Consider the following 12,802-nt stretch of genomic DNA (forward strand, 5'->3'; position numbering starts at 1 on the left):
ATGCAAAATTTTGAAGAAACTTTAATGGATAAGAAACGACTTTATTGTAATTGAACCAACTAGATCGTCATTCAACATTAGGTCTTTTACTTCTGCTATGAATTATGTCAACTCGTCTTGAAATGAAACGTTCACGTAAATTTCGCTTGACAGGAAGTGTTTAACATTGATATTTTGAATAAGGCCTCTCAGACAGGTCTAGGAAGAATTAATATAAGATTGAATATTGGTTCCAAGGTTCTTTATGAAACCGAAATCTATATGATATTTATGATTACAGTAATGGTTATTTTGAAATCAATATGAAAAGTATGGTTTTGATAAAGTTTTATTAGTGAACAATTAGATTTAACACCTCTAGAATAGGCAACTCAAATAGATAAATAGTCTGTCTGAATGTGTCTTTAACTTATAAGATGAGTTAAAGATTTACTTCGAATACAACAAAGGAAAAATTTTGTTGTGTTCGTTAAAGCCTTATAAAGCTAGAGGGAGAGATTTATTAAATGATTCTCAATGATTTTTTCATTAATCTTTGTATTTTTTCGTTCTTGGTTAGTGTGGCTATATTTATTCGAGTTTTCGTATTACATAAACACTTTAAGCCGAACCAATTGTTTGGCGGATTATATGCAGGTATGATTTCTACTATATTGATGTTCTTTCCGAATACATACAATGCATGGATCTTTGACCTTCGCGCTGCCCCTTTCATACTTTCGTTTATTTACTTTGGGCGTACTGCTGGATGGATTACCACAATCTTCATTTGCGCTAATATAACATTTCATTATATAGGAAGTCATCATTGGGCACTAAGCGAAATGTTGTATTTCGGAACAGCTCTACTATTCACCGTATTTAAAACTTATTTCAACAACCTTTCTCCTTTTAAAAGTGCTTTTCTTTACCTGGTTGGTTTTATAGGGATTCATATTTTACTAGTCACATTCTTTTCTCCCTTAAAAATATCCATAGCTTTTGAAGTCACACGACTTTTATGCCTTTCTATAGGACTTTTAATCGGTATTTTTCTTATGGAAGCTTATCAAAAATTGTATCGTTTAACACAGGATTTATCGAGATTGAATCGATCATTAGCAGAATCAAAGCAAGAACTAAAGGATACCGTACATGAACAGCAAGGAGGTATTTTTAAGTTCAAAAAGGAGAATGGAAGTTTTATCCACACTTTATGTGATGGACAATTATATTTCAAAAGTGGAGTCTATCCTGAACAAGTAGTAGGGAAAGATTTAAAAACGATGGGACCTTCCGTCATTCCTCCCCAATTAGTTCCCCAGCTATTGGAATCTTATCAACGGGCTTGGGAAGGAGAAGAGGTCACGTTTGAACTACCAAATCCAAATGATAAAACCTGTATTTTCACCTCGCTTAGGGCTATTAAACGTGAAGGAAAAGTCATTGAGGTTGTCGGCTCTGCCATTGATATAACGGAACGAAAAAAGATGGAAGAGGATTTAAGGACGACTAAAGACCGATTGGAATCATTTATCAGTCATAACACAGATGCGATCATTATATTTGATTTAGAAGGACATATTTTACAAGTCAATAAAGCTTATGAGAGGATGTTGGGTTGGTCTATACAAGAAATCATAGGACAAAAATTACCATGCGTCCCTGATTTTTTTATAGATCGTGCTTTCGTAACCATTCAAAAGATTATATCTGGAGAGTCTATTACCACTAAGTTAGAAACGGTGAGACAAAGAAAAGATGGAAGTCTTTTCGAAATTAGTTTGACGCTTTCACCTATTCTGGATTCAAAGGGAAATGTGATTGCTTTATCAGCAATCTATAGAGACATTTCCGAAAGGAAACAAGTAGAAAGAGAACTTCAACAATTACATCAACAATTGCAGGAAAGTGAGATGAAATACCGTGTTCTATTTGAACAGTCACCTGATGCCGTATACTTAGTGGAATTGAATGAAGATCAATTACCAACTCGATTACTTGAAGTAAACCCAGTTGGGTGTGAAAGATTTGAGTCCCGTAGGGAAGAACTTCTCTGTATGCCATATGCCGATATTGTTCCTCAAAATTCTACAATGTACATAAGAATTGTGGAAAAACTTACAGAAGGTAAACGTTCTTTCACTTTACAAGACGAATTTGTTTTTACAACAGGCAAAAAAATAAATAATGAGTTTAGTGTCCGTGTTTTTAACTTGAATGGAAAGGAAGTTTTATTGCTTATCTCCCGAGATATCACTGAGCGGTTAAAAACAGAAGAATTATTACGGAAGTCGGAGAAGCTTGCTGTTGTAGGGCAATTAGCCACTGCAATCGCCCATGAAATTAACAATCCTTTAACCGCATTGAAAGGATTTATGCACTTACTAAAACCAACAGAAAATGAGAACAAGCAGCATTATAATGTAGTGTTGTCAGAGATTGATCGAATAGAAAGTATTACCAATGAATTTATGGCAGTGGCCAAGCCACAGGCGGTAAAGGTTCGGCCCAATGACTTACATCAGTTAGTAGGACAAGTTATAATGCTGCTTCAACCCCGAGTAATGATGAATAATGTTCAAATTAGAACAAAGTTTGAGTCTGACATTCCGTTGATCCCCTTTGAAGGGAATCAATTAAAACAAGTATTTATCAATATTTTGAAAAATGCGATTGAAGCGATGCCAACGGGAGGGGAAATTTTGATCCAAATCGATAAACCCGATGATCATCAAGTGAGTATTCGTTTTATCGATCAAGGGTATGGGATTTCAAAAGAACGTATCCCCTATCTCGGTGAACCTTTTTACAGTATCAAAGAAGAAGGAATTGGTTTAGGGTTAATGATCTGTTATAAAATTATAGAAACATATCAAGGAAAGATAGTGATTGAAAGTGAAGTGAATAAAGGAACGACAGTTGATGTCATTCTCCCTATTCAAAATCAAGGCATTCATTCATTTTCTGATACTGAAGTGAGAGAGTAGTTTAAACCTTATTGTTGAATAACGATAAAGGTGTTACACTTTTCAATAAAGTTGTTAAAAAACGCCCGTCCTCTTATTCCATTAAAGGCCATTTAATGGAATAAGAGGAAAGGTCTCTATCCCAATTTTAATAGACAATTGGATTAGCAAACTGATAGAATAAGCAGAAATATATTAGAGGCGGAATGAAATTGAGAAAAAGAATAGGATGCTTACACGCCCATTATTCGAATATAGAATATATAGAAAATGCACTTTCCCCATTATTAAAATCATCTGTTACGTGTACATCAAAGATTAGTTCTATACATGGATCTGAGATAAAACGTTAGTAACGGATCATATCATAGAAAAAAGACGCCCAATAGGACGTCTTTTTGTGCGTATTGCGGCGAGAGACAGCACTCCACATAGTGCATGCCTAAAAGGCGCGTCAATCTCGTCTTATGCAAATTAGCTCATCGCTAGACTAGTATACCACTGTTCATGTTGAAAGAGAATCTAATTTCAGTACATACTTAAAAATATTAAAGGGTGTGATCTTAGTGTGGAAAGGGTATATTAAATTGGAAGAAGTAGACACTACAAGGGGTTGTCTTGTGTTGATATGGCAAGTAAATAACAAAAATCATCATAGAATGCCTTTGGTTTTTGTTTTATGTAAAAGAAACAATTAGAAACAAAAAGACAAAAGAAGAAAAGGAGATACGATGACAAAGGGAAAAGAAAAACAAGAAACAGGATGGAACTTAGACAATAGTTATGCTCGTCTTCCGGAATCATTTTATACGAGCCTCAATCCAACCCCTGTATGCTCACCGGAGTTAATCATTTTCAATGATCCGTTGGCAACATCGTTGGGGTTAAACGTTCAGGATCTGCAAAGCGAAGATGGGATAGCAGTGTTTGCTGGCAACCAGATTCCCGAAGGAGCTTCGCCTCTTGCTCAAGCTTATGGGGGACATCAATTCGGGCATTTTACCATGTTAGGGGACGGCCGGGCTATACTGCTTGGCGAGCAGATCACCCCCCTAGATGAGCGGGTTGATATTCAACTCAAGGGTCCAGGTAGAACGCCATACTCCCGCGGGGGGGATGGTCGAGCGACACTTGGCCCGATGCTACGGGAATACATCATCAGCGAAGCAATGCATGCCCTTGGTATTCCTACCACCCGTAGTCTAGCAGTGGTGACAACCGGTGAGTCAGTCATCCGTGAAACCGAACTACCTGGTGCAATATTGACCCGTGTGGCTTCCAGTCATCTACGCGTTGGCACTTTTCAATACGTTGCAAAATGGGGCACAGTCCAAGAACTCCAGGTTCTGGCCGACTATACAGTAAAGCGACATTTTTCAGAAATTGAAGCTGATGAGAGTCGATATCTTTCGCTACTTCGGGAAGTGATCAAACGTCAAGCCATGCTAATTGCCAAGTGGCAGCTAGTTGGCTTTATTCACGGGGTAATGAACACTGACAACATGACCATTAGTGGAGAAACTATTGATTACGGTCCTTGCGCCTTCATGGATACCTATGACCCGGCAACGGTATTCAGTTCTATTGACGTTCAAGGTCGCTATGCCTATGGCAAACAACCGCAGATGGCTGGGTGGAATCTCGCTCGATTTGCTGAAACGCTATTGCCGCTGCTGCATGAAAATCAGGAGCATGCTGTTGAACTGGCCCAGGATGAGATTTCAGATTTTCCTAAGTTGTATCACTCTTATTGGCTCGCGGGAATGAGAGCAAAACTGGGAATATTTAACGAAGAGGTAGAGGACGAATCCCTTATCGAAGACCTCCTCAGTATGATGCAGAAATATCGTGCAGATTATACCAATACCTTCCGCGCATTAACTTTTGAAAGACATGAGGATACGGTCCTGTTTGGGGCTCCAGAATTTGCTCAGTGGCATGAGCTGTGGCAGGCGAGACTAGGCAGGCAGCAGGAACCTGAAACCTCCTCGCATCAGTTGATGCAAAACAGCAATCCTGCGCTAATCCCTCGGAACCACCGGGTAGAAGCGGCACTAGAAGCCGCAGTGAAACAAGGAGATTACAGTGTGATGGAGCGGCTACTTGATGTTCTTTCAAGTCCCTACGCGTACTCCCCCGAACAGGCTGAGTACTCCACACTGCCTGCACGATCAACCCGTCCTTATCGAACCTTTTGCGGCACATGATGTAGTAGGATTAGGGATGTTTTTTTCTGCTTTTCTCAACCAAGTTGACGCCTTGTCATGGTTGTTATTCTACGTTTGAGTATCATCTTTCTATCAAAACACATTTGGAGTTTGGAAACGAATAGAAAAGATATAAACACGAAGTCTACTTTTCAATAGAAGTGGGCTTGATAATATTAGAAAGATTTATCATTTCTATTCAACAGTCAGGCGCATTTGTGCAGTAATTAAAGCCTAATTTCTCTCTACAAAAAGTGAGAAGTTAGGCTTTCTTTTCCATAAGTCCTTTCCTGCACTGTTGAAAAGATTCATTCTTTAAATTGGCGTTTCCAGGCCTAATATATCTCTGGCGGCTTGCTCAGTCGTGAGCCCTGCCGTCGCCCTCCTATACCCTGGATAAATAAGGGGTAACAGTTAATTTCTCGAAGTTTTGTAACTCAACGTTTGAAGATTTCGTTTCATTCCCTTTTTTAGAAATCAAGCCTAGCCACCTACTTTCCAACTTATTAAATTAGTCATAACTACCAAGTAAAACCTCCGTCAAGTATTGTTTAATGTTAGTTTTAATTCTCATTCTTGACCCCGGTGGTTTTCTTTCTCGCATATAGCTCAATGACTATAGTGCAATGCAAAAAAGGAACAACTTAGTGTTTTTATCCCTCTTGTTTGTAGTTTATCTAGTTAATTATCCTTTCTTTTTTTCACAATCAATAGCTTTCCCTTTTGAGGTTAGCCCCTTCAAATGTCAAATTTATGATAAAATGTTTAACGGAAATTCACTTAAAAGGTTGTGGGGATTTGAAAGAAAATAAAGTGAAAAAGGTAGCTGTTTGTTGGAGTGGTGGGAAAGACAGTTGTCTTGCTTTGTATCGCGCACTTAAAGAAAACCATGAGGTCATTTGTTTATTATCTATGGTTTCAGAAAAAGATGCTCGAAATCACGCACATGGAATACAATTGGAAATTTTGAAATTACAAGCTAATGCATTGGGATTGCCTTTACTTTTGGTAGACTCAGCAGGGGAATATGAGTTGTCATTGAAAAGAGCCCTTTCCCTCTTAAAAGAGCAATCTGGGGTAGAAGCAATTGTGTTTGGGAGTTTATACTCGAAGGAAGATAGAAAGTGGAATGAGCAAGTAGCATATAAATCTGGAACTGAGCCACTGTTTCCTGTATGGATTTCGCAACATCACTCTTCCAAACTTCTTTATGATTTTATATCACTAGGTTTTCAATCTATCGTTTGTCGTGCTGCTACTAAGTATTTTGACCAAACATGGGCAGGTAAATATCTTGATTGGAGCTTTTATGATGAGATCCATCAAACAGATAGTTGTGTTATGGGGGAATTAGGGGAATACCATACATTTGTTTTAGATGGTCCGATTTTTCATAAAAAAATCGATATAACGAAATCAGATGTTGTTTTGAATTCTGGATTATGGTCTTTAGATATTCAATCATGCCAACTAGTGGACAAAACATAGCTTTACTTTAAACAATTAAGTCCTTTAGATTACACTCGTTTGATCGTGCGGTTATAGTGAAATGAATATTTACCTATAGGAATCATTTTAGGAAAAATCTTTGCTACATAGATAAGCTGAACGACCTTCCGGCAATCAAGCGCGTTTGAGGAAAATAGATACAATAAAAAACTCTCGAATTTACAATTTTTTATTCAGGACGTCTAGGCACTTAAAAGCATTCCGTTGAGGGATGCTTTTTTTACGTTTATAAAACAAGGAGGGGGAACTGAGCGTCTTTGGCCCGAACGGATTAAGGAATTAGTAAAATCGTATTTTGATTAGGATATGTTTGTAACACATAGAGTTAGTCACACGTTTTGTTTTGACTGACCACTATATAATAGCTTTAACTTATTTTTTTTAGCCCCCCTAAAAAAGATTCCTTCTTCGTATAGATTATAGAAAGCATCTTTTAAGTAAGATCTGTGTACATAGAATTGAGGTGTCATATTGTCGACAACGCGTTTATTAATGCTATGCATAGCATTTGTCCTTTTCGCCGTTTCTGGATGTGATTCATCGCAAGCACGGGCAGAAAAAGCGGTGTTCTACGAGAACGTAGATGCTGGGATGAAAATCTATGAATCAAGCAACTGGATATTAGACTCAGAAGTTTCAAGTGAGCCATTTAATGCAACATTCAAACAAGGGAATGTTCGAGTGATCGTTTCCATTATCCCGAGTGTAAAGTCACTTGATCAAATTAAGAAAGAGTTAAATCTAGACCGAGGTTACGTCAGGCTAATCGGGGAAACAGCCGACAGCATATCGTTTCAATTGAACGAAAAAGAAAGCATCCGTTCTGATATCTATTTAGAATATAAAAACGATGAGACTCTGCTGCTAACTTTTTTCACTCCGTTAGAAGGATACGAAGTGAACCAGGAGATTATGGAAGAATTTAAAAATCAGATTGAATTGACCTATTAAGAGAGGAAGATAATGATGAAGAAAATGATGATGAGCGTTGTCTTAGGAACGGTATTAATTGCTTCAACCGTTCATGCTGAAGATCCTGACAATAATCAAATAGAATCTGTAGAGGAAGAGGTTGTTTTCACTGGAGAAATAATAGGGAGTCAAGAAGAAGAGGAGACATCTGTTGACCTCGAACTAATAAATTTTGTCGGTCTTTTTCAAGAAGTTGCAGTTGAATTAACAGCTGATGAAAAAGACAAGTTGCGACTACTAGTTGAATTCGTTTCTCAATCAAATGAAAAGATTGAAGTTCTTCTTCAAAAAGACAGGTTTGAAGAAGCTGCTCATATGTTAGAAAAATATAATCTGGATATAGAAGAGGTCCAAGTTCTACTTTCGGGCGATGAAGTTGTATCCGAAGAGAAAGCAGTTCGAGAAGTCGATCACGAAATAGAAGAATTAGAGGGAGAATTTACTGAAAAGACGTCAATGCGTGGAGTGAACCTTCAATTGTTGCTAGAGCGTGAGGATCTCCCTGACTCTGCAAAAGCTGGGATTGAAAAGGCACTTGCAAATCAAGCTAAAGCGCTGGAAAAAAGTCAAGCCGCAAAAGAAACAAAAGAAGAACGTAAAGCGCTGAAGGCGGAAACGAAAGCATCTAAAGATGAGCGAGATGATGAAGAAGGTATAGAGGTAGATATAGAGGAAAAGGTATCTAAACGAATTGAAGGAAAGCCAGTTCAAAAGAAAAATGTTCAAGCTCAAAAAGCGCAACATAAAGCTGAACAAGGCCAAAAACGTGCAGCGGAAGCAAAGGAAAACGCAAAGAAAAGTGGCAAAGGAAATAGTAATAATGGCAAAGGAAATGGAAATAAGCCTGCTAATTCGAGCGCGCTGAAAAAGTAAAAAACGAGAGGTCACTGAAAAAGTCTATCGAGGAAGCGGCAATGGCTCCGCACGTTGCGCGCCTGCTATGAGAAACCCACTCATAGCGGGCTTTAAAACAAGGCAACGGCTACGCTCATTGCTTAAATGCCACTGAAAAAGTTAAAAAGCAACCTTTTTCAGTGGCCTCAAAAACGACCTTTTTCAGTAGCCTTGAAAACCAACCTTTTTCAGTGGGCTCGCTAATTCATAAAGAGAAATAGACGATGGGTAACAATAACCAGTTGTTACCTATTTTCTAGGGTTCTTTATCGTGCTATCTTTAAGAGATGAAAAAAGCTTCACTAGAGTAGGTGTTGGCAATGCAACAAGATCTTAAACAAGCAATGATGGGGGATGAACTAGCTCGCGAGCGACTCATTCTTCATTACAAACCATATATGATTAATGTAGCTGGACATATCACAAAAAAGTTTATTTCGTGGAGTGACGAAGAAGCTAGTATTGCTCTTCTTGCGTTTAATCGGGCCATTGATACATTTGATGAAGCGCGTGGGCGGCGTTTTTTAAGTTATGCTTATTTATTAATAAATAGAGACTTGATCGATTTTTACCGCAAAGAAAAGCGAGAAAATCACCTTTCGTTAGATAGAAGTTTGAATGAAGAAGAAATGTCGTTATCAAGCAAACAGGAAAATGAAAAATCAATGAAACAGTATGAACAACAGGTTCAATCAGCCGAGCTTGTTGAAGAAATCCTCGAACTAGACCAAGCGTTGAAACAGTACAAAATAACGTTTGAGGAGCTAGAAGACTATTCACCAAAACATAATGATTCGAGACTTGCTTTATTTGAAATGGCAGCTACTATTGCCAAGGAAGCAGAATGTGTTGAACTGCTACAACGTAAAAAAAAGCTTCCGATCAAAATGATTTCAAAGAAGGTAGGCTATAAAAGAAAGACGTTAGAGCGTCATCGGAAATACGTAATTACCTTAATTCTTCTCGCTTTGCATCCAGAGTGGGAAAAGCTATTACAGTTTATTAAGAGGGAGAGGTGAAATGGGGTGAATGTTGTAAATGGAACCGTTGTGAAAGTAACAGAAACCTATATCGTCTTGTTAACAGAGAAAGGGACGTTTAAAAATGTTCCACATCCAACTTCACCTACTGAGATCCCACTTATTGGTCAATCGTACACTCATACAGTGAAGAAAAAGAGTTATTCTTCATTTTTCAAATACGGTTCGATAGCGGCTGCGTTATTTTTTGTCATACTTGCTTCGTTTATGTTTCCTTTTGGTGGGAGTGCAAAAGAGGCGTTCATTGTCACGATAGATGTTAATCCGAGCATCGAATTAGTCGCTAATGAAAATCTTGACGTGATTCACGCTGAGGGATTAAACGAAGACGGTCGGAAACTTCTTTCTTCTCTACAATTAGAAGATAAATTATACAGTGTGATTGAACAGATTGTCACTGAAACGGTAAACCTAGGGCTCTTTGCGATTGAAGATGCGCTGATTGCTACATCTGTTGTTTCGCTTCACGAGGACTTAATAGAAGTGACTCCTCGTGTAAAAGAAGTGATTGAGACGTCACTTGAGAAAAACGACGCGATGGCTGAGATTGAACTCGCTATTGACAATCACGAACTTTACGAAGAAGCCAAACAAACAAATCTATCAATTAACTACTATAGAGAGTATAAGATGCTTGAGGCTAGTGGAGTAGTACACGATCAGGAAGGAATAAAAGGGAAAAGTTTAGCAGACCTTAAGAAAATGGAAAATCAGAAGAGAAAAGAACAAAAAGCTACAGACAAAAAGCTTAAACAAGAAAACAACGGAACTCCACAGAATCATAATAACTCAGATCGTGCTAATCAACAAAATAACGACAACTCTTCTAAAGAGAACGGACAGCAGCAATCAAAAAAAGATCGTGGCAACCAAGCTGAAGAAGCTAAGAACAAAGGAAACAAGCCGCAAACAGAAAAGGAAAATAGAGGGAAACAACCACAAAACGGAAGAGAAAACCGAGAGAATCCTTCTAAGTCACAGAAAGAACCGAAAGGGAATGCACCGAAAAAGTCAAATGGAAATGGACCAAAAACACCAAACCCTTCAAATAAACGCGGGAATAAGTAAATTGGGTACAAAGCTTTGAACTAACACCTAAAGAAGTTTTCGGATAATACTAACATTTACTGAATCTAGCATAATGAAAGAAGCCTACTTTGTTGTAATCTATCTACGAAATTTTAAAAAGCTTAGAGATTATAATCTCTAAGCTTCAATGAGAATACACGATGTAATCTGTCTTGTAGTGTAGGTGTTTCTTTTTTGCACCTTGTAAGTAAACACGTGATAGTGTGACCAGGGTGCGTGCTTTGTTACTATTACTGTTGTTGGTTTTGCTGTTGTTGAATTTGTTGTAATTGTTGGGTAGCTTGTTGCAATTCTTGTTGAATTTGCTGGAATTGTTGTTCTTGTGCAGGTTGAGCACTACTTTGAGCTTGTTGTAATTGTTGAGTCGCTTGCTGTAGCTGTTGTTGAGCTTGTTGAATCGCTTGTGGATTTACTGATTGAGTCGCTTGTTGTACTGCTTGTTGAGCTTGTTGGATTGCTTGCTGAGCTTGTTGAACGGTTTGTTGTGATTGTTGTACTGCTTGCTGAGCTTGCTGGTTTTGTTGGTTTTGTTGCATGTGAAATCCTCCTAAAAGTGTTTATGAATTTTTTGTTGCCTTTACTATAGTCCCAATAGATTTAAAAGTCATACTTTAATTTTTAAAAAATAAAAAGTAATTATCCCAACAGTATTATCCGAAAAGCTTTGAAGTATCGCTAGTCATAATGTAGGCGATATTATTAGAAACAGTGTTTAACTAACCCATATGTATAGTATTAAGTACCTGTGGGATATTCTATAAAGGTAAATGAGGACTGAAAATAAATACCCCAAGAGCATTTATGCTCTTGGGGTATTAAATTGATTTTTCTGGAAGAGAGGATGTGTCCTTATTTTAAATTTGTTTTTTTGTTATGTGAATGACTTTTTATACATTACTAGATGTAAAGATAGCCTTCTATTTGTATGAAAAGCTGTTTGTTTTAAATACAATACCTTCACATGTTCCAATGGGAGGGGTTATAGAATGTAGTTGATGTAGTTCTCCGTTAGGCTAGGATAATTCCATAACGATGTTCATCTATTTGATGAAATCCGTAACTATCACCCGATAATTCATTGGAAGCTTCATACAATGATTCAATTTGTATATTTTGGTTAACGATAGGGTCAGTAATGGGATCTTTTATATGAAGTAATAATAAATATCATAACATTTAACAGCTTAATAAAGGTTCTTAATTAATACAAGCACAAGATTGGTATAGTTGTAATGAATTTTAAAAAACTAATATGTTAGGTTAGTATAAGCTATAGTTAATCAAATGATAATGAGAGGAGGGTTCTTATAGTGCTCTCGTATAAGGAAAAAGAGCTAATTAAAGATTACTTAATGAGGTATAACTACTTTAATCTAACTGAATTATGTGATTACTTAATAGACAATGGCTCTAGTGGAGATACATATTCTACTGGAAAGTACAAAATATACCCTTATGTTGCAGTTTTTTTAGAATCATTTGTACCTAGTTCAGTAATGGAAATAAAAAAAAATGAAAATAACGTACAATACAAAATAATAGGCGATTTATCTATTAAAAAAGAAATTAAAGATAATAAAGAAAGTAAAGAGGAAGATACAATAACTGAAACTGGACAGCTTAGTTTGTTTTAGGTTATAAACGTAAACACATTAAGGGAGCATGCAAACATTGTTCGCATACTCCCTCTAACATTTTAGAACCGTACTCATCAGATACTCGTCTCTAAAACGTCGGATATGCTTGTTCTGTTTTATAGAGAATATGATCTTTTGAGATTCATAGTTGATCGTAGGAGAGAACTATGATAAATTATTAAATCTAGCCGTAAAAATTATTTCTAAAATAACTATTGCGTAGAACATGTCGTTATGTTATGATAGTTAATGTCGCTAATGAGTGGCAGTTATTATTGGTTAGTAACAACAAAGAGTTCTTTGAAAACTGAACAAAAGCCAAGCGAAATAGAGATACATGTTATCTCGTCAATTAAATCCTATCATTAAGAAAGGTTGAAATAAATTAGTATCGTTAGCGATACTTTTGAGCTATGTTGTAACACGAATGTGTAACAACTCAAACACTTTTATGGAGAGTTTGATCCTGGCTCAGGACGAACGCTGGCGGCGTGCCTAATACATGC

At 37.2% G+C, this 12,802-nt stretch carries 9 protein-coding genes, 1 rRNA gene and 1 pseudogene; 9 read left to right on the plus strand and 2 right to left on the minus strand.

Going from position 1 to position 12,802, the window contains the following annotated elements:
* Positions 1-506: 506 nt before the first annotated feature.
* The 7 genes from SAZ04_RS19090 to SAZ04_RS19120 all read left to right on the plus strand — a co-directional run bounded on the left by SAZ04_RS19090 (position 507) and on the right by SAZ04_RS19120 (position 10,638).
* On the plus strand, positions 507-2,969 hold the full coding sequence (locus tag SAZ04_RS19090) for a PAS domain S-box protein (protein ID WP_332698264.1): 2,463 nt from the start codon (positions 507-509) through the stop codon (positions 2,967-2,969).
* Positions 2,970-3,679: 710 nt separating this feature from the next.
* Positions 3,680-5,155, plus strand: coding sequence for a protein adenylyltransferase SelO (locus SAZ04_RS19095; protein ID WP_332698267.1), 1,476 nt, complete (start codon positions 3,680-3,682; stop codon positions 5,153-5,155).
* 798 nt (positions 5,156-5,953) lie between these two features.
* Positions 5,954-6,643, plus strand: a complete 690-nt coding sequence (locus SAZ04_RS19100) for a Dph6-related ATP pyrophosphatase (RefSeq protein WP_332698269.1) — start codon at positions 5,954-5,956, stop codon at positions 6,641-6,643.
* A 492-nt stretch (positions 6,644-7,135) separates the two neighbouring features.
* Positions 7,136-7,615 carry a hypothetical protein gene (locus SAZ04_RS19105; protein ID WP_332698272.1) on the plus strand — a complete coding sequence of 160 codons (480 nt, stop codon included), beginning with the start codon at positions 7,136-7,138 and terminating at the stop codon, positions 7,613-7,615.
* Between the two features lie 12 nt (positions 7,616-7,627).
* The gene (locus tag SAZ04_RS19110; RefSeq protein ID WP_332698275.1) at positions 7,628-8,509 is read left to right on the plus strand and encodes a hypothetical protein; all 882 of its coding nucleotides are present in this window, start codon (positions 7,628-7,630) and stop codon (positions 8,507-8,509) included.
* A 341-nt stretch (positions 8,510-8,850) separates the two neighbouring features.
* Positions 8,851-9,549, plus strand: coding sequence for an RNA polymerase sigma-I factor (sigI, locus tag SAZ04_RS19115; protein ID WP_332698278.1), 699 nt, complete (start codon positions 8,851-8,853; stop codon positions 9,547-9,549).
* Positions 9,550-9,555: 6 nt separating this feature from the next.
* Positions 9,556-10,638 carry an anti-sigma-I factor RsgI family protein gene (locus SAZ04_RS19120; RefSeq protein WP_332698281.1) on the plus strand — a complete coding sequence of 361 codons (1,083 nt, stop codon included), beginning with the start codon at positions 9,556-9,558 and terminating at the stop codon, positions 10,636-10,638.
* A gap of 251 nt (positions 10,639-10,889) precedes the next feature.
* On the opposite strand, the gene SAZ04_RS19125 is transcribed toward SAZ04_RS19120, so the two are convergent.
* Positions 10,890-11,195, minus strand: a complete 306-nt coding sequence (locus tag SAZ04_RS19125; protein ID WP_332698285.1) for a hypothetical protein — start codon at positions 11,193-11,195, stop codon at positions 10,890-10,892.
* Positions 11,196-11,673: 478 nt separating this feature from the next.
* Positions 11,674-11,805, minus strand: a pseudogene (locus tag SAZ04_RS19130) (phosphoserine phosphatase); the annotation flags it as partial.
* A 164-nt stretch (positions 11,806-11,969) separates the two neighbouring features.
* Between SAZ04_RS19130 and SAZ04_RS19135 the strand changes: the two are divergent.
* Both SAZ04_RS19135 and SAZ04_RS19140 read left to right on the plus strand, forming a co-directional pair.
* Positions 11,970-12,293: a DUF3895 domain-containing protein gene (locus SAZ04_RS19135; RefSeq protein WP_332698288.1), complete on the plus strand. Its 324-nt coding sequence runs from the start codon at positions 11,970-11,972 to the stop codon at positions 12,291-12,293.
* A 451-nt stretch (positions 12,294-12,744) separates the two neighbouring features.
* Positions 12,745-12,802, plus strand: a 16S ribosomal RNA gene (locus tag SAZ04_RS19140); the annotation flags it as partial.

The organism is Halalkalibacter lacteus (assembly GCF_036663595.1).
Lineage (GTDB): Bacteria > Bacillota > Bacilli > Bacillales > Bacillaceae_D > Halalkalibacter > Halalkalibacter lacteus.

Bases quoted from the DNA above. Each gene is read 5' to 3' on its own strand.
- SAZ04_RS19090 (WP_332698264.1), top strand. From the start codon at position 507: ATGATTCTCAATGATTTTTTCATTAATCTTTGTATTTTTTCGTTCTTG.
- SAZ04_RS19095 (WP_332698267.1), top strand. From the start codon at position 3,680: ATGACAAAGGGAAAAGAAAAACAAGAAACAGGATGGAACTTAGACAAT.
- SAZ04_RS19110 (WP_332698275.1), top strand. From the start codon at position 7,628: ATGATGAAGAAAATGATGATGAGCGTTGTCTTAGGAACGGTATTAATT.
- sigI (WP_332698278.1), top strand. From the start codon at position 8,851: ATGCAACAAGATCTTAAACAAGCAATGATGGGGGATGAACTAGCTCGC.
- SAZ04_RS19125 (WP_332698285.1), bottom strand. From the start codon at position 11,195: ATGCAACAAAACCAACAAAACCAGCAAGCTCAGCAAGCAGTACAACAA.